This window comes from Azotobacter chroococcum (assembly GCF_004339665.1).
In the GTDB taxonomy this organism is placed as follows: Bacteria; Pseudomonadota; Gammaproteobacteria; order Pseudomonadales; family Pseudomonadaceae; genus Azotobacter; species Azotobacter chroococcum.
Window position 1 is genome coordinate 39,067 of the sequence record NZ_SMMU01000015.1, and the last position, 25,355, is coordinate 64,421.

Sequence of the window (25,355 nt, forward strand, 5' to 3'; positions counted from 1 at the left end):
GATGCGTGGGCGGCTTACTGCTGCTTCATTGCCGCCAGGCCGCCGTGGGCGTTGTAGGGCTTGTCGGTGAGCGTGCCGCCGGCGATCTTTTCGCAGGTGCCCTTGGGCACCAGCACCCAGGCCTCGGCGTCGTTGTCGACCTTGGCGGTGCCGGCGCAGGAACTCTTCGCCGTGCCGCAGTCGTTCTTGCCGGCCTTGGCGATCCCGGCGCACTTCTCCACGTCGGCCTTGGCGGCCAGCGCCGGCCCGCTGGCACTGGCCAGCACGCCCAGGGACAAAAGACCGGCCATGGCGCCACGGATGATCTGTTCGGTTTTCATTGAGGGGGTTCTCCGCATTGGGTTGCTTGGAAACGGGCCGGCGGGGTGCCTTTCCGTGGTGGGCAGTATCCGAGGCGGAATTCACGGGACGGTCGCGCGAAATTCACGTTTTCGTCACGGCGGGGGCGTGAGCCGAATGCCTTCTGTGGTGCTCGGCAGACTTTGCATGCGAGCCAACTCGGCTTCTGTCGGTCATGGAAAAGCGGTTTCAACACCGGGCTTGCCTCAACAGAACCTAAGCTGAAAGTTGGGGTCAGGAGGAAACATCCGTTGCAAGCCGTATCGGATATGAACAGGGAGTATGCCGTGAAAGACTTTATTGGCACGATTGTCATGGCCAGCGTTATCGCCGGCGGGTTCTATATGCAGGAGCAGGACCGCCAGGAAAGCCAGGAACTACACGAGCGGTTCGCCACCAGCATGGTGGCCCGGCATGATGGCTTGATCTGGAATACACAAATGGCAATGACGTGCGATCTGGAGTTCGACGGGCGTCCCGGCGAGGAGGGTATTCGCCGTTATCTGGCATGCGAAGAACGCATGCTCGACCCGGAAGCGCTGAACAAGGCTCTGGCGCTGGATAGACAGTTGCGATCCTGTGGCGGGATAGAGAATCCTGAAAGAATGACCGAATGTTTTGCGGCGGCAGTTGGTTTATCGGTGGTAAAAAGCAAGGTATCTGAAACAGAGAGCGTTCAGTGGAGTCGGGCGTTCAGCCCGGCTGCGCCGGTAGCGGCTCATCCGTTATCTCAAGTGCTTGAAAAATAGCGGGTATTCTTGTCTGTTGAGTTCGGCAAGAGCGCCCCTTGAAGGCTATACGAAAAGTCGTTGTGCTGGACTGGCAAGAACAACTCGCGCCTGAAAAGGCTTTTCGAGGGCTGGCGAATAGACACTTTTGGGTATTGATCCGGACGTTTCGTAAGAAGCCTGGCAGCCACCTGTGTAGATCGTCGTCTAGTCTTTTCAAACGCGTTCCGCTGCACGCCTAGGGGAATAAAAGGGAGTAAGAAAGCAATGACGCTTAAAGAACTGGCTGCCCGCTCTGCGAGTTTCAATACGCGCCTGCATAGCCTGCAGGGCATTTCGATACTGGATTGGGAAAGAATGAAGATTCCCGAAGAAGACCGGCCGGCACTTCTTCGGCAAATGCATCGCGATTCCGTCGTCTGGCTATATGGCTATATAGCCGCGCTGGCGGACAGGAAACTTGTCGATAAGGGGGACGCCGAGCAGATGCACTGCGAACTTCTATATCTGCATGAGAAACATTCTTCTATTGTCAACTACTAACAGAGTCCAGAACCCCGGGCTGCCCGGGGTTTTATTCCGGCCTGACAGCAGTCGCATATATGCATATATATTGGGCTCCGTTGGCGCAGGCCCGGTCAGCGGCAGCGCCCAGGGGCCGATGGCCCGCCCGATCGAACAGCGCTATGCGCACCGCCCGCCGGGCTTGGGTGAAAGAGCCGCGGCGACCCGCTCCGCTTCCAGGGCGTTCGGCGCTCATCGCCGTCCCCAAAAAAATCGAAAACCTCACAGCCTCCCAGCACAACTCCGCTGCACCAGACGAACACCACCCCCGCTGCTCCCCGATTGCCTATCCTTCATCCTTCATTCCCCTGCTGGCTTGCGCGAGAGCCCGCCATGGCGCGACAGGTGCTGGTCATCGAGGACGATGCGGATATCGCCCGGCTGGTGCAGTTGCAGCTGGCCGATCTGGGCTGCGCGGTCAGGCTTGCCGGCGACGGAGCGAGCGGGCTGGCCGAGGCGCAGGCGCGGGATTACGACCTGGTGATCCTCGACCTGATGCTGCCGGGGATCGACGGGCTGGAGATCTGCCGGCGCCTGCGGGCGCGGCCGGGCTATGTGCCGATCCTCATGCTCACCGCGCGCTCGGGGGAGCTCGACCGGGTGCTCGGCCTGGAGATGGGCGCCGACGACTACCTCACCAAGCCGTTCAGCGTGCTCGAGCTGGTGGCGCGGGTGAAGGCGCTGTTCCGTCGGGTCGACAGCCTGGCCAGCCGTTCCGCGCAGGCCGGGCAGGTGATCGAGAACGGCGGGCTGCGCATCGACGTGGAGCGGCGCCAGGTGGCCCTCGACGGCCGGCCGGTCGAGCTCACCGCCACCGAGTTCGACCTGCTGCTGCATTTCGCCCGGCATCCGGGGCGGGTGTTCTCCCGCAGCCAGCTGCTCGACCAGGTGTGGGGCTACAGCCACAGCGGCTACGAGCACACCGTCAACACCCACATCAACCGCCTGCGGGCGAAGATCGAGGCCAATCCCAACCGCCCCGAATACGTGCAGACGGTGTGGGGGGTGGGCTACCGCTTTCGCGACGCGCCCCGGAGCTAGGGTCTGTTGACGTTTTGACGTAGGCCGCGACGGCGGCCCGTCTGGCGCAGAACAAGGAACGAGGAGAGAAGTTTGGTCATTCCAAATGAACGACGAGCGACGCCGTGCTGCGCCAGACGGGCCCCGTCCCTTCGGGTTGCGCGGCAAATGCCGCCATGCGGCGTTGCGGGGCTTGGCAAGGAAGTGACCATTGCCGGCGCCCCGCGCCTTGCCTGGCGGCATTTGACGCGGCAACGCGGCTCACGCCAAAACGTCAACAGACCCTAACCATGTTCCAGTCCCTCTACGGCAGGCTCGCGGCGGTGCTGATGGGGGTGTTCGTCGCGGTCGGCGGGCTGACGATCCTCGCTTCGGAGCGGATGCTGGAGACCGAGCGCCTGCTGGAGCTGGCGAGCCACCTGATCCTCGGCGCGCTGGCCTTCAGCCTGCTTGCGGCACTGATCGTCTTCCGCCTGCTGACCCGACGCCTGCGCGCGCTCTGCGCGGCCATCGAGGCCTTTCGCGACGGTGGCTTCGTCGAGCCGCTGCGCCTTGCCGTGCCTGTCGCTGCCGGCGACGAGATCGACCGGCTGGCGCGGGTCTGCGTCGAGATGTCGGAGCGCATCGCCGGCCAGCTCGACGCCCAGGCGCGGGCCGAGGCGTGCCGCCGCGAGCTCTTGGCCAACGTCTCCCACGACCTGCGCACGCCGCTGGCGTCGATGCAGGGCTATCTGGAAACCCTGCTGCTCAAGGCCGACAGCCTCGCCCCGGAGGAGCGCCATGGCTACCTGCAGATCGCCACCCGTCACTGCGAGCGGCTGGGCAAGCTGGTCGGCGACCTGTTCGAGCTGACCCGCCTGGAGGCGCGGGAGGTCCGCCCGAACCTGGAGCCGTTCCCCATCGCCGAGCTGGCCCAGGACGTGGCGCAGAAGTTCGAGCTGCAGGCGGGCAACGCCGGGCTGCGGCTGCAGACGACGATCCCGCCGGACGTGCCGGCGGTGCCGGCCGATATCGGCATGCTCGAACGGCTGCTGGAGAACCTCATCGAGAACGCCATGCGCCACACCCCGGCGGGCGGCGTGATCGGCGTCGAGGTGGCGACCGTGGGGGAGGCGGTGGAGCTGCGGGTCAGCGATACCGGGCGGGGCATGGCGGCGGAGGAGCTGGCCCATGTGTTCGACCGCTACTACCGCGTCGACCGCGGCGAGGCCGCCGACGCCGGGCATGCCGGACTCGGCCTGGCGATCTGCCGGCGCATCGTCGAGCTGCATGGCGGCAGCATCCGCGCCGAGAGTCGGCCCGGTGCCGGGACCTGTTTCGTCGTGCGCCTGCCGGTCGCCGCACCACAGCTCAGCGCAGGCTGAAATCGGCCAGGGTGGAGGCGAGCAGATGACGTTGCAAAAAGGCCGCCAGATCGAGCGCCGGCGCCGTGCGCTGCAGCGCGGCGAACGCCGCGCCGAGCGGCTGGCCGTCGGCGAGCCGGCGCAGCAGGGCGTATTCGCCGGGTTTCAGGGCGTCGAGCAGTACCTCGAAGCCGCTGCGCCGCACCAGCAGCGCGACACCGCCGCTAGCGAGGTCGAACCCCTCGTCCCAGGCCACCCCCGGCTGGTGCAGCTGCCACAGGCGCCGCAGCGGCCAGGGCGAGGCGAGCAGGCGGCAGGCCGGGCTGACCCGGAAGCGCAGCCGCGCCTGGGCGGCGGCCTCGACCGCGGCGAGCCGTTCGAGGGGGAAGGCTGGCGGCGCGGCGGCGTGGAACACCTCGTGGATCGCCCATTCCAGCCGGGCCATGTCCGGCAGGTAGGGCAGGCCGGCGGCCGGGGCGAGGCCGGCGAGAAAGTCCGCGAAGTGCCGGCCGAAGTCGTGGATGTCGCCGCTGGTCGAGGGATGCGCGCGGCGGTAGCGCTCCGCCGCCGCGGCGAAGAACTCCGCGCCGACCAGTTGCTCCAGCACCGGGTAGACCGCGCGCAGCGCCTCGCGGCCGTTGTGCCGGGCGTTGTTGCGGTACACCGCCAGGCGTTCCCCGGGGGCGATGCGGTCGGCCACCAGCAGCGGCAGCAACGCCGCGTCCTGCGGGGCGTCCAGCGCCGCCGCGAACAGCTCCTGCAGCTCACGCAGGGAGAGCATCATGCACCTCCAGCAAGCGTTCCGCCGTGGCCGCCTCGGCCAGCAGCACGGCCAGTTCCGGGATGTCGGTGTCCCATTCGATCAGCGTCGGCTGGCGCCCGAAGCGGCGCAGGGCGAGCCGGTACAGTGCCCACACCGGCGGTGCCACGCGGCTGCCGTGGGTGTCGACGAGCAGCTCGCCGGCGCGGTCGAAGCCGGCCAGATGGATCTCGCCCACCGCCGCCGGCGGGATGTCGGCGAGAAAGCCGGCGGGATCGAAGCCATGGTTCATCGCGCTGACGTAGAGGTTGTTCACGTCGAGCAGCACGCCGCAGCCGGTTTCGCTGGCGAGGGCGGCGAGGAACTGCGCCTCGCCGAGACTGGAGTGGCGAAAGCGCAGGTAGCTGGAGATGTTCTCGACCAGGATCTGCCGGCCGAGCCTGTCCTGCACCTGGCGCACATGGGCGGCGACCACCGCCAGCGCCTCCTCGGTGTAGGGCAGCGGCAGCAGGTCGTTGAGGTGGCGGCCGGGGATCGCGCCCCAGCTCAGGTGCTCGGACACCCGCGCCGGCTCGATGCGCCGCACCAGCGCCGCGAGGCGGGCGAGGTGGGTGCGGTCGAGAGGCTGCGCCGAGCCCAGCGACAGGCCGACGCCGTGCAGGCTCAGCGGGTAGTGGCCGCGAGCGCGCTCCAGATAGTGCAGCGGCTGGCCATCGCCGAAGTAGTTCTCGCTGTGCACTTCCAGCCAGCCGATATCCGGCAGTTCGGCGAGCAGCTGGCGATAGTGCGGGGCGCGCAGGCCGATCCCGGCGCGGGCCGGCAGGCGGGGGGGAGGGCTGGAGGGGATCATGCTCGCTCCTGGGGGCGGTGGCGGTTGCGATCCAGTCTGCGCGGCGGGGATCACGAAAGCGTCACGGAAGGATCAAGGTTTTCTCCGTCGGCGCGAAGCAAGCGGGCACGGGAGGAGCGGACATGAGCCTGGAACGCCGAATCCTGCTGCCGGCGGCGCTCTGGGCGCTGCTCCTGCTGGCCGTTCTGGCCTGGGCGGACTGGCCGCGCCTGGCCGCGCCGGGCCTGCTCGCGGTGGGGCTGGCGCTGTGGCTGGCGCTGCTCGCGCTGGCGCTGCGCCGGCAGGTCCGCCGGCCGCTGGCGGAGCTCGTCCGCGGCTGCGAGGCGCCGGCGGCGGACGGCGACGACTTCGCCCGTCTCGCCGCCGGCCTGCGTGCGCTGCACGAGCGGCTGGAGGCGCAGCAGGCCGAACTGGCGCGGCTCGGCGAACGCTGTGCGCAGGCCGAGCGGGCCTGCAAGCTCAGCGAGGAGCGCTTCGCCCTGGCCCTGCGCGGCGCTGGCGACGGCCTCTGGGAGCGCGATCTGGACAACGGCCGGCTGGTCCTCTCGGCGCGCTGGAAGAGCATGCTGGGCTACGCCGAGGAGGAGTTTCCCGACCGCCTGGAGGTCTGGCGCGAGCATGTCCACCCCCAGGACCTGATCGCCGTCGAGATCGCCCTGGATTCCCATCTGCAGGGCGCCCTGCCGCGCTACGAGTGCCAGTACCGCGTCCGCCACAGGGACGGCCGCTACCGCTGGCTGCTGTCGCGCGGCTGCGCGCTGCGCCATGCCAACGGCCGCGCCTACCGGATGGTCGGCCTGGACACCGACGTCAGTCCGATCAAGCGGGTCGAGCACATCCTCGAGGAAGTGGTCGAGGGCACCGCCGGCACCTACGGCGAGGACTTCTTCCAGCGCCTGGTGCAGCACTTCGCCGGCGCCCTCGAGGTGTCCTGCGCCTTCATCACCGAATGCGCCGACCAGCCGCCGACCCGGGTGCGCACCCTGGCCTTCTGGTCCGACGACCGCTTCCTCGACAACCTGGAGTACGACCTGCCCGGCACGCCCTGCGAGGCGGTGATCCGCGACGGGCTGACCTGCTTTCATCCGGCGGCCCTGGCCCGCAAGTTCCCGGTGGAGGAGGGTTTCCAGAGCTATATCGGCATACCGATCTTCGGCCGCGACGGCGGCGTGCTCGGCCACCTGGCCTTCCTCGACCGGCGGCCGATGGATGGCGGGATGCTGGTCGACGCGGTGTTCCGCCTGTTCGCCGCCCGCGCCGCCGCCGAGCTGGAGCGCAAGGCCATGGCCGGGGCGCTGGCGCAGCGTTTCGGTTGAGCCCGGATGCGGCGGCTATGCTTGAGGCAGGCCGTAGCGCGAGGTGTTCCCATGGGCGACTCCTTCCACCCGTACCGCGACGTCGAGATCCGCGCCCCGCGCGGCACGGCGCTGAACGCCAGGAGCTGGCTCTGCGAGGCGCCGCTGCGCCTGTTGATGAACAACCTCGACCCCGAGGTGGCCGAGAACCCGAAGGAGCTGGTGGTCTACGGCGGCATCGGCCGGGCGGCGCGCAACTGGGAGTGCTTCGACAGGATCGTCGAGACGCTGAAGAACCTGGCGGACGACGAGACCCTGCTGATCCAGTCGGGCAAGCCGGTGGGGGTGTTCCGCACCCACCGCGACGCGCCGCGGGTGCTGCTCGCCAATTCCAACCTGGTGCCGCACTGGGCCACCTGGGAACACTTCCACGAGCTGGACGCCAAAGGCCTGGCCATGTACGGGCAGATGACCGCCGGCAGCTGGATCTACATCGGCAGCCAGGGCATCGTCCAGGGCACCTATGAAACCTTCGTCGAGGCCGGCCGCCAGCATTATGCCGGCGACCTGCGCGGGCGCTGGCTGCTCAGCGCCGGCCTGGGCGGCATGGGCGGCGCGCAGCCGCTGGCGGCGACCCTGGCCGGGGCCTGCGCGCTGCTCGTCGAGTGCCAGCAGAGCCGCATCGATTTTCGCCTGCACACCGGCTATCTGGACGAGCAGGCGCGCGACCTGGACGACGCCCTGGCGCGCATCGCCCGTTACACCGGCGAGGGCCGGGCGGTGTCGGTCGGCCTGCTCGGCAACGCCGCCGAGGTGCTGCCGGAACTGGTGCGCCGCGGCGTGCGCCCGGATCTGCTCACCGACCAGACCAGCGCCCACGACCCGCTCAACGGCTACCTGCCCAGGGGCTGGAGCTGGGCCGAGTACCGCGAGCGCGCCGCCCGCGAGCCGGCCGCGACCGTCAAGGCGGCCAAACAGTCGATGGCCGGGCACGTGCGCGCCATGCTGGCCTTCCACGCGCAGGGCGTGCCGGTGTTCGACTACGGCAACAACATCCGCCAGATGGCCCTGGACGAGGGGGTGGAGAACGCCTTCGCCTTTCCCGGCTTCGTCCCGGCCTATATCCGCCCGTTGTTCTGTCGCGGCATCGGCCCGTTCCGCTGGGTGGCGCTGTCCGGGGAGGCCGAGGACATCCATCGCACCGACGCCCGGGTCAAGGAGCTGATCCCCGGCGATCCGCACCTGCACCGCTGGCTGGACATGGCCCGCGAGCGCATCCGTTTCCAGGGCCTGCCGGCACGCATCTGCTGGGTCGGCCTCGGCCAGCGCGCCAGGCTTGGCCTGGCCTTCAACGAGATGGTCAGAAGCGGCGAGCTCAAGGCGCCGGTGGTCATCGGCCGCGACCATCTCGACTCCGGCTCGGTGGCCAGCCCCAACCGCGAAACCGAGGCCATGCGCGACGGCTCGGACGCGGTGTCCGACTGGCCGCTGCTCAACGCCCTGCTGAATACCGCGAGTGGCGCCACCTGGGTGTCCCTGCACCACGGCGGCGGGGTCGGCATGGGCTACTCGCAACATGCCGGCATGGCGATCGTCTGCGACGGCAGCGACGAAGCGGCGGCGCGGATCGCCCGGGTGCTGCACAACGACCCGGCCAGCGGGGTGATGCGCCATGCCGACGCCGGCTACCCGGAGGCCATCGCCTGCGCGCGCGAGCAGGGGTTGAACTTGCCGATGCTGGGGGATTCCTGATGCCGGCCTGCTGCAGGCGCGCCAGGGGCCAGCTTGCTGGCGATCCATGACAGCGAAAAAGCATCGCCAGCAAGCTGGCTCCTGCGGGAGTGGCGGTGGCGATCAAGGAGAGTCGTCCGACCATGACCTACACCCGCTGCTGGTACCACTGCCACGCCGCCACCATGAAGGGCGGGCACTATTCGGTGATCGAGGATGCCGCGATCGTCGTGCGCGGCGAGCGGATCGCCTGGATCGGCCCGCGCGAGGCCCTGCCGCCCGGCGCCGCCGAGGCCGTCGACCTCGGCGGCGCCTGGGTCACGCCGGGACTGATCGACTGCCACACCCATCTGGCGTTCGCCGGCGAGCGCAGCGCCGAGTTCGAGCTGCGTCTGGAGGGCGCCAGCTACGCCGAGATCGCCGCGCATGGCGGCGGCATCGCCAGCACGGTACGCGCCACCCGCGCGGCCAGCGAGGAGCAGTTGCTGGACAGCGCCCTGCGCCGCGCCCGTCAGTTGCTGTGCGACGGAGTGACCTGCCTGGAGGTGAAGTCCGGCTACGGCCTCGACCTGCCCGGCGAGCGCAAGCTGCTGCGCGTCGCCCGCCAGCTCGCCGGGCGCCTGCCGCTGACGGTGCGCGCCACCTGCCTGGCCGCCCATGCGGTGCCGCCGGAATACGCCGGGCGTGCTGACGACTACATCGCCCATGTCTGCGACGAGCTGCTGCCGGCGCTGGCCGAAGAGGGGCTGGTGGACGCGGTGGATGCCTACTGCGAGCATCTGGCCTTCTCGCCGGCGCAGGTCGAGCGGCTGTTCCGCGCCGCCAGCGCCCTGCGCCTGCCGGTCAAGCTGCACGCCGAGCAGCTTTCCGCGCAGGGCGGCGCGCAGCTCGCGGCGCGTTACCGGGCGCTGTCCGCCGATCACCTGGAGTATGCCGGCGAGACCGACGTCGCCGCCCTGGCGGCGGCGGGCACGGTGGCGGTGCTGCTGCCGGCGGCCTTCTACCTGCTGCGCGAGCGCCAGTTGCCGCCGGTCGAGGCGCTGCGCCGGCACGGCGTGCCGATGGCCGTGGCCAGCGACCTCAACCCCGGCACCGCGCCGGTGCTGTCGCTGCGCCTGATGCTGGCCATGGCCTGCACGTCGTTCGGCCTGACGCCGGAGGAAGCGCTGGCCGGCGTCACCCTGCACGCGGCCCGCGCGCTCGGTCTGGTGGACAGCCATGGCAGTCTCGAAGTCGGCAAGTACGCCGATTTCGTCGCCTGGGACATCCATCGCCCGGCCGAACTGGCCTATTGGCTGGGCGGCGAGCTGCCCAGACAGGTCGTGTTCCACGGACTGGAGGTCACCCATGGATGAGGTTCTCGAATTCAGCCGCGGCCGGGTGCCGCTGTTGATCAGCATTCCCCACGCCGGCACCCGCCTGACGCCCGAGGTCGAGGCCGCCCTGGTGCCGCGCGCCCGCTGCCTGCCGGACACCGACCGCTACCTGCCGCGGCTCTACGAGTTCGCCGCCGGGCTGGGCGTCAGCCTGCTGGTGGGGCGCTATTCGCGCTACGTGGTGGACCTCAACCGGCCGCCCGACGACAGCCTGCTGTACACCGTGCCGGGCACCGGGCTGTTTCCCGCGACCTTTCTCGACGGCACGCCGCTGTTCCTGCCGGGGCAGGAGCCGGACGCCACGCAGCGGGCCGGCTATCTTGAGCAGGTCTGGAGGCCCTACCACGCCACCCTGGCGCAGGAGCTGGCGCGGCTGAAGGCGGAATTCGGCTACGCGCTGCTGTTCGATGCCCACTCGATCCGCTCCGAGGTGCCCTGGCTGTTCGAGGGCCGCCTGCCGGACCTCAACCTGGGCACCCATTGCGGCGCCAGCTGCGCGGCGGAGCTGGCCGAGCGGCTGATGGCGGTGTGCGCGGCGGCCGAGGGCTACAGCCGGGTGCTCGACGGGCGCTTCACCGGCGGCTACATCACCCGTCATTACGGGCGGCCGGGGGAGGGCATCCACGCTGTGCAGCTGGAGCTGGTCCAGTGCCGCTACATGGAGGAGGACGAGCCCTTCCGCTACCGCGAGGATCTCGCCGCGCCGACCCGCGTGGTGCTGCGCGCGCTGCTGGAAGCTATGCTGGCCTGGGGTCGGGAGCAGGGCCGAGGCGATCGGTGAGGCGCTTCGCGCTGCCGACGGCGCGCCGTCGACGGCACGTAAGCCATTGTTTAAACTCGCTCTGTGAGTCGTATACCCCTCATGCGAGTGTGCCTTTCCACCTCGCGCACCCACTGTCCGGACTTCCCCGCAGGACAACCGTCGGGGCCTGGACGCAGCGGACGGCACGTCTCGCTGGAAACGAAACGTCACTCCCCAATACCTCCAACAACAAGGAGCTTCACTTCATGACGATGGTGAGAAAAGGCATGCTGGCTTTCGCGGTGTCCGCCGCGCTGGGCCTGTCCTCCCTGGCCCAGGCCGACATCCTGATCGGCGTCGCCGGTCCGCACACCGGCCCGAATGCCGCCTTTGGCGAGCAGTACTGGCGCGGGGCTAGCCAGGCCGCGGCCGACATCAACGCCGCCGGCGGCATCAACGGCGAGCCGATCAAGCTGGTCAAGGGCGACGACGCCTGCGAACCCAAGCAGGCCGTCTCGGTGGCCAACCGCCTGGTCGACCAGGACAAGGTCGCCGCGGTGATCGGCCACTTCTGTTCCTCCTCGACCATCCCGGCCTCCGAGGTCTACGACGAGGCGGGCATCCTCACCATCACCCCCGGCTCGACCAACCCGCAGGTCACCGAGCGCGGCCTGACCGGCATGTTCCGCATGTGCGGCCGCGACGACCAGCAGGGCCAGGTCGCCGCCGACTTCATCGTCGACACCCTGAAGGGCAAGCGGGTGGCGGTCATCCACGACAAGGACACCTACGGCCAGGGCATCGCCGACTCCGCGCGCGCCCAGCTGAGCAAGCGCGGCGTCGCCGCGGTGCTCTACGAGGGCCTGACCCGCGGCGAGAAGGACTTCAACGCGCTGGTCACCAAGCTGCGCGGCGCCAACGTCGACGTGGTCTACTTCGGCGGCCTGCACACCGAGGCCGGCCCGCTGCTGCGGCAGATGCGCGAGCAGGGCCTGACCGCCAGCTTCGTCTCCGGCGACGGCGTCGTCACCGACGAGCTGGTCACCACCGCCGGCGGCCCGCAGTACGTCAAGGGCGCCTTCATGACCTTCGGCGCCGACCCGCGCAAGATCCCCGACGGCCAGGCGCTGGTCGAGAAGCTGCGCGCCGGCGGTTACGAGCCGGAGGGCTACACCCTGTACGCCTACGCTTCGCTGCAGGCGCTGGCCGCGGCCTTCAACGCGGTCGGCAAGACCGATTCGGAAAAGGCCGCCGAGTGGCTGAAGAGCCATCCGGTGGCGACCGTGATGGGCACCAAGGAGTGGGATGCCAAGGGTGACCTGAAGGTCAGCGACTACGTGATCTACGAGTGGGACGACCAGGGCAAGTATCACCAGAAGTGACGACCGCCCAGGCCGGGTAGGGTGGAAAACGACCGCCGGTCCTTTCCACCTTCCAGCTGCGGTCCGGTGGAAAACCGCTGCGCAGGTTTTCCACCCTGCGGCGCAGTGCAGCCGAACCCTCCATGAACCGCCCATAGACGAGACTTACGCATGGACGGCATCTTCCTGCAACAACTGATCAACGGGCTGACCCTCGGGTCGGTCTACGGCCTGATCGCCATCGGCTACACCATGGTTTACGGGATCATCGGCATGATCAACTTCGCCCACGGCGAGGTGTACATGATCAGCGCCTACCTCTCGGCCATCGGCCTGGCCCTGCTGGCGTTCTTCGGTCTCGAATCCTTTCCGCTGCTGATCTTCGGCACGCTGCTGTTCACCGTCTGCGTCACCGGCCTGTACGGCTGGACGATCGAGCGCATCGCCTACCGGCCGCTGCGCAACTCCACGCGCCTGGCGCCGCTGATCAGCGCCATCGGCATCTCGCTGATCCTGCAGAACTACGTGCAGCTCAGCCAGGGCGCGCGCCAGCAGGGCATACCGACCCTGCTCGATGGCGCCTTCCGCTTCCACGTCGGCGAGGGCTTCCTGCAGATCAGCTACACCAAGGTGTTCATCCTGGTCGCCGCCTTCGCCGGCATGGCCGCGCTGACCTGGGTGATCCACTGCACCCGGCTCGGGCGCATGTGCCGGGCCACCCAGCAGGACCGCAAGATGGCGCAGATCCTCGGCATCGACACCGACCGGGTGATCTCCTGGGTGTTCGTCATCGGCGCCGCCATGGCCGCGCTGGCCGGCCTGCTGATCACCCTGAACTACGGCACCTTCGACTTCTACGCCGGCTTCGTCATCGGCATCAAGGCGTTCACCGCCGCGGTGCTCGGCGGCATCGGCTCGCTGCCCGGCGCCATGCTCGGCGGCCTGATCCTCGGCGTCGCCGAGGCGCAGTTCTCCGGAATGGTCAACACCGACTACAAGGACGTGTTCAGCTTCTCGCTGCTGGTGCTGATCCTGATCTTCCGACCGCAAGGACTCCTGGGCCGGCCCCAGGTGACGAAGGTATGAACATGCCCGAGCGTTCTTCCCTGGATATCCGCCAGCCGCTGCTCGACAGCGTGCTCGCCGGGCTGGTCGCCCTGGTGGTGTTCGGCCCCATCGTCGGCGTGGTGCTCGACGGCTACGGCTTCAACCTGCAGCCCGCGCGCGTCGCCTGGATCGTCGGCACGGTGATGCTCGGCCGCTTCCTCCTCAGCCTGTTCCTGCACAGCGCCAGCGGCCGCGGCTGGATGCAGCGTTTCGAGGGCTCCGGCGCCGGCGTGCAGGTGCTGGCGCCGGACTACCGCTCGCATCTGCGCTGGATCGTCCCGCTGGTGCTGCTGGCGGCGCTGATCTTTCCGTTCTTCGCCAGCAAGTACCTGCTCACCGTGATCATCCTCGGCCTGATCTACGTGCTGCTCGGCCTCGGCCTGAACATCGTGGTCGGCCTTGCCGGGCTGCTCGACCTGGGCTACGTGGCCTTCTACGCGATCGGCGCCTACGGCCTGGCGCTCGGCTACGAATACCTCGGCCTCGGCTTCTGGAGCGTGCTGCCGCTGGCTGCGCTGGCGGCGGCGCTGGCCGGGGCGTTGCTCGGCTTTCCGGTGCTGCGCATGCACGGCGACTATCTCGCCATCGTCACCCTGGGCTTCGGCGAGATCATCCGCCTGGTGCTGAACAACTGGCTGTCCCTCACCGGCGGGCCGAACGGCATGTCGGTGCCGGCGCCGACCTTCCTCGGCCTGGAGTTCGGCCGCCGGGCCAAGGATGGCGGGGTGCCGTTCCACGAGTTCTTCGGCATCGCCTACGACCCCAACGTCAAGTTCCTGTTCATCTACGCGGTGCTGCTGCTCACCGTGCTGCTGGTCCTCTACGTCAAGGGCCGGCTGATCCGCATGCCGATCGGCCGGGCCTGGGAGGCGCTGCGCGAGGACGAGATCGCCTGCCGCGCCATGGGCCTCAACCACGTGCTGGTCAAGCTCTCGGCGTTCATGCTCGGCGCCTCGACGGCGGGGCTGGCCGGGGTGTTCTTCGCCAGCTACCAGGGCTTCGTCAACCCGACCTCGTTCACTTTCTTCGAGTCGGCGCTGATCCTCGCCATCGTGGTGCTCGGCGGCATGGGCTCGACCCTGGGCGTGGTGCTCGCCGCCTTCGTGCTGACGGTGGCACCGGAGCTGCTGCGCAGCTTCGCCGACTACCGGGTGCTGCTGTTCGGCATGCTCATGGTGCTGATGATGATCTGGCGGCCGCGCGGGCTGATCCGCATCAGCCGCCGCGGCTTCGCGCAGCGTCCGGGGGTGGCGCCATGAGCGGCGACGAGATCCTCCGCGTCGAGCACCTGTCCATGCAGTTCGGCGGCATCCGCGCGCTGCACGACGTCAGCCTGGGCGTCAGGCGCCACTCCATCACCGCGCTGATCGGCCCCAACGGCGCCGGCAAGACCACGGTGTTCAACTGCCTGACCGGCTTCTACCGGGCCACCGGCGGCAGCATTCGCCTGCATGCCCGCGGCCGCAGCACCGACGTGCTGCAGGTGCTCGGCGAGCCGTTCCGCGCGGGCGACTTCGTCAACCCGCGGCGCTTCGCCAGCCGCCTGCGCTACAAGCTGTTCGGCGGCACCCACCTGGTCAACCGCGCCGGGCTGGCGCGGACCTTCCAGAACATCCGGCTGTTCCGCGAGATGTCGGTGCTGGAGAATCTGCTGGTGGCCCAGCATCTGTGGGTCAACCGCAACCTGCTGGCCGGCATCCTCAACACCCGGGGCTTCCGGCGGGCCGAAGAGCAGGCCCTGGAGCACGCCTTCTACTGGCTGGAGGTGGTCGATCTGGCCGACTGCGCCAACCGCCTGGCCGGCGAGCTGTCCTACGGCCAGCAGCGCCGCCTGGAGATCGCCCGGGCCATGTGCACCCGGCCGCAGCTCCTCTGCCTGGACGAGCCGGCCGCCGGCCTCAATCCGGCAGAAACCGCCGCGCTCAGCCGGATCATCCGCACCCTGCGCGACACGCACGAAGTCACCGTGCTGCTGATCGAGCACGACATGGGCCTGGTGATGGGCATTTCCGACCACATCCTGGTGCTCGACCACGGCGAGCTGATCGCCGAAGGTCCGCCCGCGGCGATCCGCCACGATCCCAAGGTGATCGCCGCCTACCTGGGCGCCGACGAGGAGGAGCTGGCATGAGCGTGCCCTTGCTGGAATTTCGCAACGTCGACCTGCACTACGGGCCTATCCAGGCGCTGCGCCAGGTCAGCCTGCATGTCGACGAGGGCGAGACGGTCAGCCTGATCGGCGCCAACGGCGCGGGCAAGTCGAGCCTTTTGATGTCGATCTTCGGCCAGCCACGGGCGAGCGGCGGGCAGATCCTCTACCGCGGCGAGGACATCACCCACAAGTCGGCCCATCACGTCGCCTCCGGCGGCGTGGCCCAGTCGCCGGAAGGACGCCGGGTGTTCCCCGACATGAGCGTGGAGGAGAACCTGCTGATGGGCACCATTCCCATCGGCATGGCGCACGCCGACGAGGACCTGCGGCGCATGTTCGAGCTGTTCCCGCGCCTCGAGGAGCGGCGCAACCAGCGCGCCATGACCCTCTCCGGCGGCGAGCAGCAGATGCTCGCCATCGCCCGCGCGCTGATGAGCCGGCCGCGCCTGCTGCTGCTCGACGAGCCCTCGCTGGGCCTGGCGCCCATCGTGGTCAAGCAGATCTTCCAGATCCTCCGCGAGCTGGCGGCCGGCGGCATGACCCTGTTCCTGGTCGAGCAGAACGCCAACCACGCGCTGAAGCTCTCCGACCGCGGCTACGTGATGGTCAACGGGCAGATCCGCCTGTCGGGGACGGGAGAGGAGCTGCTGGGCAACCCGGAAGTGCGCAGCGCCTATCTGGGCGGGCATTGAGGGGAGGTCGGCTTCCCCCTCGAACCAGAGCAATCGCATGAACGTGTAGGAGCGAATTCATTCGCGACCCGCGCCATAGGTGCGGCAAATCGTTGAACATCTACGCCCCGCATGCGGGGCGGTCGCGGATGAATCCGCTCCTACAGGGGCGTATGCATGCCGACATTTCGCTTCATGCGATTGCCCTGCCCCTCGAACGAGGGGGCGCTCGAAAATCCCGGCCATGAAATAGTGGCTGGCTTGGATTGGAGGTCGGGCATGTCGTTGCCCGGAGATCTGCGAATGGATATCGAATTTCACTTCTGGCTGGGGATGTCCGTGCTGGCGCTGGCCGGCATGGTCTGGCAGGGCATCCGCCATTAGGCGAGTCGCTGGCGACGGCCCCGGAGCGGGCATCGCCCGGCATCCCCGCCGGCGCGAGGATGCTGGGTGCCGCCGCCCTATGCCTGCAGCTGATTGCCGATCGGCAGCCTGCGGATACGCTTGCCGCTGGCAGCGAACAGCGCATTGGCCAGCGCCGGCGCCAGCGGCGGCACGCCCGGCTCGCCGACGCCGGTGGGGGCCACCGCCGAGGGCACGATGTGCACCTCGACCTGCGGCATCTCGTTGAAGCGGATCACCTGGAAGTCGTGGAAGTTCGACTGCTCGACCATGCCATCCTTCAAGGTGATGGCGCTGTGCATCGCCGCCGACAGGGCGAAGCCGATGCCGCCTTCCATCTGCGCGCGGATCACGTCCGGGTTGATCGCCAGGCCGCAGTCCACCGCACAGACGACCCTGTCCACCCGGTAGCTGTGGTCGGGCTTCACCGTCACCTCCACCACCTGCGCCACGAAGCTGCCGAACGACTCGTGCACCGCGATGCCGCGACCGCGCCGCTCGCCCTGCGCCCCTGGCGGCAACGCGGCGCTCCAGCCGGCCTTCTCCGCCACCAGGTCGAGTACGCCGAGGTGGCGCGGGTGCTTGTCCAGCAGCGCCCGCCGGTACTGGTAGGGGTCCTTGCCGGTCGCCACGGCGGCTTCGTCGATCAGCGTCTCCGTCGCATAGGCGGTATGGGTATGGCCCACCGAGCGCCACCACTGGGTCGGCACGCCGATGCCCTGCGCCAGGTGCAGCTCGACGTGCAGGTTGGGGACGGCGTAGGCGAGATTGTCGATGCCCTCTACCGCCACCTTGTCGATGCCGTCCTTGAGCATCACGGATTCGAATGGGGTGCCCTGCATGAACGACTGTCCGACCAGACGATGCTGCCAGGCCATCAGCCTGCCTTCGCCGTCCAGGCCCAGGCTGGCCCGGTGCAGGAACAACGGGCGGTAGTAGCCGCCACGGGTGTCGTTGTCGCGGGTCCAGACCATCTTCACCGGCCCCTTCACACCCTGGTCCCGGGCTGCCCTGGCGATGGACACCGCTTCCAGCACGTAATCCGAGTGCGGGTTGGCGCGCCGGCCGAAACTGCCGCCGGCGTAGAGCTGGGTGATCGACACAGCCTCCACGGGAATGCCCAGCAACTGCGCCACCAGTTGCTGGTCGCCGGACTGCCACTGCTCGCCGTTCCAGATTTCGCAGTGCCCCTCGTCCAGCCTGACCACGCAGTTCAGCGGCTCCATGGCGGCGTGGGCGAGATAGGGGAACTCGAACTCGGCGTCGATGCGCCTGGTCGCCTGCTCCAGCGCGCTGCCGGCGTCGCCATCGTTGCGCGCGACAGTGCCGGGTTGGCCGGCCAGCTCCCGGTACTGGGCGAGGATCTCCGCGCTGCCGAGGCGGAAGGCCTTGCTCTCGTCCCATTCCACCTGCAGCGCGTCGCGCCCCCGGATCGCCGCCCAGGTATTGGTGGCCAGCACGGCGACGCCGGCGAAACGGCGCTCGTCGCCGGGATACTCGACCACCGCGACCACGCCCGGCACCGCCCTGGCCTTGCTCGCCTCGATCTTCGACGGCGTGGCGCCGAAGCGCGGCGGATGGGCGGGGACGGCCACCAGCATGTCCGGCAGGCGGATGTCCTGGGTGAACAGCGCGCTGCCGTCGGTCTTGTCCGGGCTGTCGGTGCGCGGCAGCTTCTGCTGGCCGATGAGCCTGAAATCCTTCGGGTCCTTGAGCCGCACGTCGGCGGGCAGCGGTTGCCTGGCCGCGGCCTCGGCCAGTTCGCCGAAGCCGGCCCTGCGGCCCGAGGCGGCGTGCTCGACCACGCCCTGGCGCACGCCGATCTGCTCCGCCGGCACCTGCCATTGCTCGGCGGCGGCGGCCACCAGCATGGCGCGGGCGCTGGCGCCGGCCTTGCGCATCTGCTCGAAGGAGTTGGCGATGGCGCTGCTGCCGCCGGTCCCCTGCAGGCCGAAGGCCAGGTTCTTGTACAGCGCGGTGTTCGCCGGGGCGCCCTCGACACGCATGCGGCGCCAGTCCGCATCCAGTTCCTCGGCGATCAGGGTGGCGAGGCCGGTGTAGCTGCCCTGGCCCATTTCGACGTGCTTGGCGATCACCGTGACCACGCCGTCGGAGCCGATGCGCAGGAAGGCGTTCGGCTCGAAATCATCGCCGGCCGCTTCGGCCAGGCCCCGGCGCCCGAGCAGCGGCGCGAAGTAGATGCCCAGCGCCAGGCCGCCCGTGCCGCGCAGAAAGGCGCGGCGGCTGAAGTTGCGGATGCCGCTGTCTTCGCCGGCAACCGTTTCGTTCGGGAGTTGCAGCTCTGCCATGGCGATGCTCCTCAGGCCAGGCTCCGTGCGGCTTCGTGGATCGCCGCGCGGATGCGTACATAGGTGGCGCAGCGGCAGAGGTTGCCGCTCATGGCCGTGTCGATATCGGCATCGCTGGGATGCCTGTTGGCGGACAGCAGTGCGCTGGCGGCCATGATCTGCCCCGACTGGCAGTAGCCGCACTGCACCACGTCGAGCTTGCGCCAGGCCTCCTGTACCGCCTTGCCGGCGGGTTGTGCGGCGATCGCCTCGATGGTGACCACCTGCTTGCCGGCCACCGCCGACAGAGGCGTCACGCAGGCGTGCGTCGGCTGCCCGTCGACATGCACGGTGCAGGCGCCGCACAGCGCCATGCCGCAGCCGTACTTGGTCCCGGTCAGCCCGGCGACATCGCGCAGGGCCCAGAGCAGCGGCATGTCCCCGGGTGCATCGAACTCATGGTCCTTGCCGTTCAGGTTCAGCTTGATCATCGGAAGATTCACCTCATGTCGCGGGTGTGGAGCTTGGCTGTCTCAAGAGTAGGCGGCTGATGCGTGGGCCGCAGCATGAAGTGCGAGGGCAACGTTCGGGCATCAGGCAGGCGCCCAGCCGATGATATTGCATCGCGATCGGGGCGTTGTACCGGACCGGCAAGAGTGGCGGTCGTGCGATCTTCGCGGCCAGCCGGGAAGTCGGCCGGCCTGGCGGGCGCCATGGTGGGCGAATCGGCCCCTCTGCCGCGGACGGAAGAGGGGCGGCAGGGCTCAGCCGCGGTAGTAGCGCTGCGGCACGAACGGGGTCCTGGCGACCTTCATCGGCACGCGCTTGCCGCGGACGATGGCCCAGACCTCGCTGCCTTCGGCGGCATGGCCGCTGGCGACGTAGCCCATGGCCAGCGGCGCGCCCAGGCTCGGGCCGAAGCCGCCGCTGGTGACCTTGCCGATGGTCGCGCCTTCGGCATCGACGATCTCCGCGCCTTCGCGCACCGGCGTGCGCTCCTGCGGCAGCAGGCCGACGCGCTTGCTGGCCACGCCTTCCTGCTGCTGGGCGAAGATCCGCGCCGCGCCGGGGAAGCCGCCGGCGCGCGCGCCACCTTCGCGGCGCACCTTGGAGACGGCCCACAGCAGGCTGGCCTCGACCGGCGTGGTGGCGCTGCTCATGTCGTGGCCGTACAGGCACAGGCCGGCTTCCAGGCGCAGCGAGTCGCGGGCGCCGAGGCCGATCGGCTGGACTTCCGGTTCGGCGAGCAGGGCGTGGGCGAGCTTGTCGGCATGCTCGACCGGCACGGAGATCTCGAAGCCGTCCTCGCCGGTGTAGCCGGAGCGGCTGACGATGCACGGGCTGCCGAGCAGCTCGACCTCGGCGATGTGCATGAAGGTCATCTTCGCCACTTCCGGCGCCAGGCGCGCCAGCACGTCGACCGCCTTGACGCCCTGCAGGGCGAGCAGGGCGCGCGACTCGAACAGCGATTCGATCTGGCAGCGCTCGCCGATATGCTTTTGCAGGTGGGCCAGGTCCTGCTCCTTGCAGGCGGCGTTGACCACCAGGAACAGGCGCTCGCCGCCCAGGTTGGCGACCATCAGGTCGTCGAGGATGCCGCCGTTGTCGTCGGTGAACAGCGCGTAGCGCTGCAGGCCCACCGGCAGGTCGACGATGTCCACCGGCACCAGGGTCTCCAGGGCCGCGGCGGCATCGGCGCCGCGCAGAATGATCTGGCCCATGTGCGAGACGTCGAACAGCCCGGCCTGGTCGCGGCTGTGCAGGTGCTCCTTGAGCACGCCCAGCGGGTATTGCACCGGCATGTCGTAGCCGGCGAAGGGCACCATGCGCGCGCCCAGTTCGAGGTGCAGGGCGTGCAGCGGGGTTGTGGCGAGGGTTTCCGTGGTCATGCAGGAACTCCAAAGGTCGATGGGGTAGGGGCGAGCCGGCTCGCGGGCAGGCTCGCTCTCGTGGGGGCAGGCCGAGGCGGCGAGGACGCCGCTCAGCATTCGATGATGTTCACCGCCAGTCCGCCGCGGGCGGTTTCCTTGTACTTGCTCTTCATGTCGGCGCCGGTCTGGCGCATGGTGGCGATCACCTTGTCCAGCGAGATGAAGTGCCGGCCGTCGCCGCGCAGGGCCATGCGCGCGGCGTTGATCGCCTTCACCGCGCCCATGGCGTTGCGCTCGATGCACGGTATCTGGACCAGCCCGCCGACCGGGTCGCAGGTCAGGCCGAGGTTGTGTTCCATGCCGATCTCGGCGGCGTTCTCGACCTGCTGCGGGGTGCCGCCGAGCACTTCGCAGAGCGCGCCGGCGGCCATCGAGCAGGCCACGCCGACCTCGCCCTGGCAGCCGACCTCGGCGCCGGAGATCGAGGCGTTCTCCTTGTAGAGAATGCCGATAGCGCCGGCGGTGAGCAGGAAGCGCTCGACGCCCTCCAGGCTGGCGCGGGGGACGAAGCGCATGTAGTAGTGCAGCACCGCCGGGACGATGCCGGCGGCGCCGTTGGTCGGCGCGGTCACCACGCGGCCGCCGCTGGCGTTCTCCTCGTTCACCGCCAGGGCGTAGAGGTTGACCCAGTCGAGCACCCACAGCGGATCGCTCCGGCTGCCCTCGGGGGTGCGGTTCAGCTGGCGGTACAGCGCGGCGGCGCGGCGGTTGACCTGCAGCCCTCCGGGCAGCACGCCCTCGCTACGGCAGCCGGCCTCGACGCACTCCTGCATCACCTGCCAGAGGCGCTGCAGGCCGGCGCGGGTATGGCTGTCCGGGCGCCAGACCATCTCGTTGACGCGCATCAGCGCGCTGATCGACAGGTCCTGCTCGGCGCACAGCGCCAGCAGCTTGGCGGCGCTCCTGAACGGGTAGGGCAGCGGCCGGCATTCCTCCTTGAGGCGGCCGGCGCTGGCGGTGTCGGCGTCGACCACGAAGCCGCCGCCCACCGAGTAGTACTCGCGGCTGCGGATCTGCAGGCCGGCGGCGTCGAAGGCGCGGAAGATCATGCCGTTGGGATGGTAGGGCAGCGCCTTGCGGATCAGTGCCAGGTCGTCCTTCTCGACGAAGCGGATCGGCTTGTCGCCGAGCAGCCGCAGCTCGCTGCTGGCGCGGATCGTCGCCAGGCGCTCGGGAATGCGGTCGGTGTCGACCCGCTCCGGGTGTTCGCCCTCCAGGCCGAGCAGCACTGCCTTGTCGCTGCCGTGCCCCTTGCCGGTGGCGCCGAGCGAGCCGTACAGCTCCACCTTGACGCGCGCGGTGGCAGCCAGCAGGTTGTCGCGGCGCAGCTCCTCGACGAAGCGCGTCGCGGCGCGCATGGGGCCGACGGTGTGCGAACTGGAAGGTCCGATGCCGATCTTGAACAGGTCGAAAACGCTGAGGGACATGATGGAACTCCGGCGCCGGGAGCCGACGGGCGGGCTCCCGGCAAGATGGCCTTGTTGTTCTTATATAGACCGGAAAGATGACGCACAGGTCGGCATCTTTCCTGGCCGGGAGCGGGCGTGTCGTCAGGCGTCCCGGTAGGCCTCCGGCGCAGGGCAGGCGCAGACCAGGTTGCGGTCGCCGTAGACGTTGTCGACCCGCGCCACCGGCGGCCAGTACTTGCCCTCGACCAGGCTGGCGACCGGGTACACCGCCTGCTCGCGGCTGTACGGGTGGCGCCACTCGCCGACCAGCTCGGCCGCGGTGTGCGGCGCGTTCTTCAGCGGGTTGTCGTCCTTGTCCAGCGCGCCGCTTTCCACCGCGCGGATTTCCTCGCGGATGGCGATCATGGCGTCGCAGAAGCGGTCCAGCTCCTCTTTCGACTCGCTTTCGGTCGGCTCGATCATCAGCGTGCCGGGGACCGGGAAGGACATGGTCGGCGCGTGGAAGCCGAAGTCGATCAGGCGCTTGGCCACGTCGTCGACGCTGATGCCGCTGCTGTCCTTGAGCGGGCGCAGGTCGAGGATGCATTCGTGGGCGACCAGGCCGCCTTCGCCGGTGTAGAGCACCGGGTAGTGTTCCTTCAGGCGGCTGGCGATGTAGTTGGCATTGAGGATCGCCAGCAGCGAGGCCCGGCGCAGGCCGGCGCCGCCCATCATGCTGACGTACATCCAGGTGATCGGCAGGATGCTGGCGCTGCCGAACGGCGCCGAGCAGACCGCGCCTTCGCGGCGCTCGAGCTGGCCGTGGCCGGGCAGGAAGGGCGCCAGGTGGGACTTGACCGCGATCGGGCCGACGCCCGGGCCGCCACCGCCGTGGGGAATGGCGAAGGTCTTGTGCAGGTTGAGGTGCGAGACGTCGCCGCCGAACTTGCCCGGCGCGCACAGGCCGACCATGGCGTTCATGTTGGCGCCGTCGATGTACACCTGGCCGCCGTGTTGGTGGACCAGCTCGCAGATCTCGCGCACGCCTGCCTCGAACACGCCGTGGGTCGAGGGGTAGGTGATCATCAGCGCGGCCAGTTGCGCGCCGTGCTGCTCGGCCTTGGCGCGCAGGTCGTCGATGTCGACGTTGCCCTGGGCGTCGCAGGCCACCACCACCACGCGCAGGCCGGCCATGCTGGCGGTCGCCGGGTTGGTGCCGTGGGCCGAGGCGGGGATCAGGCAGACGTCGCGCTGGCCTTCGCCGCGGCTGGCGTGCCAGGCGCGGATCGCCAGCAGGCCCGCGTACTCGCCCTGGGAGCCGGCGTTGGGCTGCAGCGACACGGCGTCGTAGCCGGTGGCGGCGCAGAGCATGCGCTCGATGTCGGCGGTCAGCCGGGCATAGCCCTGGCTCTGTTCGGCCGGGGCGAAGGGGTGCAGGTTGCCGAACTCGGCCCAGGTGATCGGAATCATCTCGCTGGCGGCGTTGAGCTTCATGGTGCAGGAGCCCAGCGGGATCATGCTGCGGTCCAGCGCCAGGTCCTTGTCCGCCAGCCGGCGCAGGTAGCGCATCAGCTCGGTTTCCGAGTGGTAGCGGTTGAACACCGGCTGCTGGAGGAACGCCGAGGTGCGCAGCAGCGCCGGCGGCAGGCGCTCGCCGACGCCGGCGGCCAGCGCGGCGAAGTCCGGCAGGGCCTGGCCTTCGCCGGCGAAGATCGCCCACAGCGCCTCGACCTGCTCTGCGGTGGTGGTTTCGTCGAGGGACAGGCCGAGACGGCCGGCGTCGATCTCGCGCAGGTTGATGCCCTGGGCACGGGCCCGCTCGTGCAGCTCGGCGGTGCGCGCGCCGCTGGCGACGCTCAGGGTGTCGAAGAAGTGCTCCTGCTCGATGCGCTGGCCCAGCTGGATCAGGCCGCGGGCGAGGATCGCGGTCAGGCCGTGCACGCGCCGGGCGATGGCCTTGAGGCCCTCGGGACCGTGGTAGACGGCGAACATGCTGGCGATGTTGGCCAGCAGCACCTGGGCGGTGCAGATGTTGCTGGTGGCCTTCTCGCGGCGGATGTGCTGCTCGCGGGTCTGGATCGCCAGGCGCAGCGCCGGCTGGCCGTGGCGGTCGACCGACAGGCCGACCAGGCGGCCGGGCATGTCGCGCTTGAAGGCGTCGCGGGTGGCGAAGTAGGCCGCGTGCGGGCCGCCGAAGCCCAGCGGCACGCCGAAGCGCTGGGTGCTGCCGAGGGCCACGTCGGCGCCGAATTCGCCGGGCGGGGTGAGCAGGGTCAGCGCCAGCAGGTCGGCGGCCACCGCCACCAGGGCGCCGGCGGCGTGGAAGCGCTCGACCTCGGCGCGGTAGTCGAATACCTCGCCGTCGCAGGCCGGGTACTGCAGCAGGGCGCCGAAGTAGGGGCTGGCGTCGCTGAGCTCGCGCTCGTCGCCGACCACCACCTCGATGCCCAGCGGCTCGGCGCGGGTGCGCAGCACGTCGAGGGTCTGCGGCAGGCAGTGGCGGGAGGCGAAGAAGGCGCGGGCGGTCTTGTTCTTCGACAGGCGCTTGCAGAAGGTCATCGCCTCGGCGGCGGCGCTGCCCTCGTCGAGCAGGGAGGCGTTGGCGATCGGCAGGCCGGTGAGGTCGCTGATCAGGGTCTGGAAGTTCAGCAGGGCCTCCAGGCGACCCTGGGAGATTTCCGGCTGGTAGGGCGTGTAGGCGGTGTACCAGGCCGGGTTTTCCAGGAGGTTGCGCAGGATCGGCGCCGGGGTGTGGGTGCCGTAGTAGCCCTGGCCGATGAAGCTGGCGAACTGCTGGTTCTGCGCGGCGATGGCCTTGAGCCGGGCCAGCGCTTCGGCTTCGCCCAGACCGTCGCCGGAATCCAGCACGCTGCTGCCCTTGATGCTCTCCGGGATCACCCGCTCGCCCAGGGCGTCCAGGGAGGCGTAGCCGAGCTGGCCGAGCATGGCGGCGATATCCGCCTCGCGCGGGCCGAGATGGCGGGCGATGAATTCGTTGGTGGTGCTGAGGGCGCGGCGATCGGTCATCGGTGAATCCTGAAGGTTCGCCCGCAGCGAGGCGGGCGAGGGATTGAGGGCTCGTGCAGGATGACGAGCGGTTGCTCGCCCTGAGCAAGGCGAATGCCAGTTTTTAAAAATTCATTATAAATCAATTGTTTATGCTGTTTACTGAAAGCGCTTGTAGAATTTTTTGGAACGAAATCGTTACGGGAAGGCTGGCGCTTTGGTGCCAATCCCTGAGCTGGCGGGCGGCAGCCGTTGCTGTTGCGAATGCATTCCACTGTATCGATTTGCTTACAGACGGGCC

The 25,355-nt window shown here is 69.2% G+C and carries 22 protein-coding genes; 14 read left to right on the forward strand and 8 right to left on the reverse strand.

Annotated elements, in window-relative coordinates; translation table 11 throughout:
* Nucleotides 1-14 precede the first annotated feature (14 nt).
* Nucleotides 15-320: a BufA1 family periplasmic bufferin-type metallophore gene (locus EV691_RS13810; RefSeq protein WP_089168148.1), complete on the reverse strand. Its 306-nt coding sequence runs from the start codon at nucleotides 318-320 to the stop codon at nucleotides 15-17.
* 306 nt (nucleotides 321-626) lie between these two features.
* Here EV691_RS13810 and EV691_RS13815 point away from each other — a divergent pair, with 306 nt between their 5' ends.
* From EV691_RS13815 to EV691_RS13830, 4 genes are all read left to right on the forward strand, one after another.
* Nucleotides 627-1,088, forward strand: a complete 462-nt coding sequence (locus tag EV691_RS13815; protein WP_242672482.1) for a hypothetical protein — start codon at nucleotides 627-629, stop codon at nucleotides 1,086-1,088.
* A 246-nt stretch (nucleotides 1,089-1,334) separates the two neighbouring features.
* Nucleotides 1,335-1,610 (forward strand): hypothetical protein, encoded by a 276-nt coding sequence (locus EV691_RS13820; protein ID WP_131297471.1) that lies wholly within the window; start codon nucleotides 1,335-1,337, stop codon nucleotides 1,608-1,610.
* A gap of 354 nt (nucleotides 1,611-1,964) precedes the next feature.
* Nucleotides 1,965-2,672: a response regulator transcription factor gene (locus tag EV691_RS13825; RefSeq protein WP_089168150.1), complete on the forward strand. Its 708-nt coding sequence runs from the start codon at nucleotides 1,965-1,967 to the stop codon at nucleotides 2,670-2,672.
* Between the two features lie 269 nt (nucleotides 2,673-2,941).
* Nucleotides 2,942-4,015: a sensor histidine kinase gene (locus EV691_RS13830; protein WP_131297472.1), complete on the forward strand. Its 1,074-nt coding sequence runs from the start codon at nucleotides 2,942-2,944 to the stop codon at nucleotides 4,013-4,015.
* On the opposite strand, the gene EV691_RS13835 is transcribed toward EV691_RS13830, so the two are convergent.
* Together EV691_RS13835 and bufB are read right to left on the reverse strand one after the other, a co-directional pair.
* A complete protein-coding gene (locus EV691_RS13835) occupies nucleotides 4,002-4,775 on the reverse strand; it encodes an HvfC/BufC N-terminal domain-containing protein (RefSeq protein ID WP_131297473.1) in 774 nt (257 codons plus the stop codon). The genes EV691_RS13830 and EV691_RS13835 overlap by 14 nt on opposite strands.
* Nucleotides 4,759-5,604, reverse strand: coding sequence for an MNIO family bufferin maturase (gene bufB / locus EV691_RS13840; protein ID WP_131297474.1), 846 nt, complete (start codon nucleotides 5,602-5,604; stop codon nucleotides 4,759-4,761). Before bufB ends, EV691_RS13835 begins: the two co-directional genes overlap by 17 nt.
* 122 nt (nucleotides 5,605-5,726) lie before the next feature.
* Here bufB and EV691_RS13845 point away from each other — a divergent pair, with 122 nt between their 5' ends.
* From EV691_RS13845 to EV691_RS13890, 10 genes are all read left to right on the forward strand, one after another.
* The gene (locus EV691_RS13845; RefSeq protein ID WP_131297475.1) at nucleotides 5,727-6,920 is read left to right on the forward strand and encodes a PAS domain-containing protein; all 1,194 of its coding nucleotides are present in this window, start codon (nucleotides 5,727-5,729) and stop codon (nucleotides 6,918-6,920) included.
* Nucleotides 6,921-6,971: 51 nt separating this feature from the next.
* Nucleotides 6,972-8,651, forward strand: a complete 1,680-nt coding sequence (gene hutU / locus EV691_RS13850) for a urocanate hydratase (RefSeq protein ID WP_131297476.1) — start codon at nucleotides 6,972-6,974, stop codon at nucleotides 8,649-8,651.
* Between the two features lie 122 nt (nucleotides 8,652-8,773).
* Nucleotides 8,774-9,985: an imidazolonepropionase gene (gene hutI, locus EV691_RS13855; RefSeq protein ID WP_131297477.1), complete on the forward strand. Its 1,212-nt coding sequence runs from the start codon at nucleotides 8,774-8,776 to the stop codon at nucleotides 9,983-9,985.
* Nucleotides 9,978-10,787, forward strand: coding sequence for an N-formylglutamate deformylase (gene hutG / locus EV691_RS13860; RefSeq protein ID WP_131297478.1), 810 nt, complete (start codon nucleotides 9,978-9,980; stop codon nucleotides 10,785-10,787). The genes hutI and hutG overlap by 8 nt, the downstream gene beginning before the upstream one ends.
* Nucleotides 10,788-11,014: 227 nt before the next feature.
* On the forward strand, nucleotides 11,015-12,130 hold the full coding sequence (locus EV691_RS13865) for a branched-chain amino acid ABC transporter substrate-binding protein (protein ID WP_131297479.1): 1,116 nt from the start codon (nucleotides 11,015-11,017) through the stop codon (nucleotides 12,128-12,130).
* 150 nt (nucleotides 12,131-12,280) lie between these two features.
* Nucleotides 12,281-13,195, forward strand: coding sequence for an ABC transporter permease subunit (locus EV691_RS13870; protein WP_039804243.1), 915 nt, complete (start codon nucleotides 12,281-12,283; stop codon nucleotides 13,193-13,195).
* 2 nt (nucleotides 13,196-13,197) lie between these two features.
* Nucleotides 13,198-14,475 carry a high-affinity branched-chain amino acid ABC transporter permease LivM gene (livM, locus tag EV691_RS13875; protein WP_131297525.1) on the forward strand — a complete coding sequence of 426 codons (1,278 nt, stop codon included), beginning with the start codon at nucleotides 13,198-13,200 and terminating at the stop codon, nucleotides 14,473-14,475.
* Nucleotides 14,472-15,347: an ABC transporter ATP-binding protein gene (locus EV691_RS13880; RefSeq protein WP_131297480.1), complete on the forward strand. Its 876-nt coding sequence runs from the start codon at nucleotides 14,472-14,474 to the stop codon at nucleotides 15,345-15,347. The genes livM and EV691_RS13880 overlap by 4 nt, the downstream gene beginning before the upstream one ends.
* Entirely contained in the window at nucleotides 15,344-16,060 is a 717-nt protein-coding gene (locus EV691_RS13885; RefSeq protein WP_131297481.1) for an ABC transporter ATP-binding protein, read from the forward strand. The genes EV691_RS13880 and EV691_RS13885 overlap by 4 nt, the downstream gene beginning before the upstream one ends.
* A gap of 156 nt (nucleotides 16,061-16,216) precedes the next feature.
* Nucleotides 16,217-16,423 (forward strand): hypothetical protein, encoded by a 207-nt coding sequence (locus EV691_RS13890; RefSeq protein WP_131297482.1) that lies wholly within the window; start codon nucleotides 16,217-16,219, stop codon nucleotides 16,421-16,423.
* A gap of 77 nt (nucleotides 16,424-16,500) precedes the next feature.
* Here EV691_RS13890 and EV691_RS13895 read toward each other — a convergent pair whose 3' ends face one another.
* The 5 genes from EV691_RS13895 to gcvP form a co-directional block, all read right to left on the reverse strand.
* Nucleotides 16,501-18,750 carry a xanthine dehydrogenase family protein molybdopterin-binding subunit gene (locus EV691_RS13895; protein WP_131297483.1) on the reverse strand — a complete coding sequence of 750 codons (2,250 nt, stop codon included), beginning with the start codon at nucleotides 18,748-18,750 and terminating at the stop codon, nucleotides 16,501-16,503.
* Nucleotides 18,751-18,761: 11 nt separating this feature from the next.
* Nucleotides 18,762-19,220, reverse strand: coding sequence for a (2Fe-2S)-binding protein (locus tag EV691_RS13900; RefSeq protein ID WP_131297484.1), 459 nt, complete (start codon nucleotides 19,218-19,220; stop codon nucleotides 18,762-18,764).
* Nucleotides 19,221-19,493: 273 nt separating this feature from the next.
* On the reverse strand, nucleotides 19,494-20,618 hold the full coding sequence (gcvT, locus tag EV691_RS13905; protein WP_131297485.1) for a glycine cleavage system aminomethyltransferase GcvT: 1,125 nt from the start codon (nucleotides 20,616-20,618) through the stop codon (nucleotides 19,494-19,496).
* Between the two features lie 92 nt (nucleotides 20,619-20,710).
* Nucleotides 20,711-22,087: an L-serine ammonia-lyase gene (locus tag EV691_RS13910; protein WP_131297486.1), complete on the reverse strand. Its 1,377-nt coding sequence runs from the start codon at nucleotides 22,085-22,087 to the stop codon at nucleotides 20,711-20,713.
* Between the two features lie 123 nt (nucleotides 22,088-22,210).
* Nucleotides 22,211-25,075 (reverse strand): aminomethyl-transferring glycine dehydrogenase, encoded by a 2,865-nt coding sequence (gene gcvP / locus EV691_RS13915; RefSeq protein WP_131297487.1) that lies wholly within the window; start codon nucleotides 25,073-25,075, stop codon nucleotides 22,211-22,213.
* Nucleotides 25,076-25,355 lie beyond the last annotated feature (280 nt).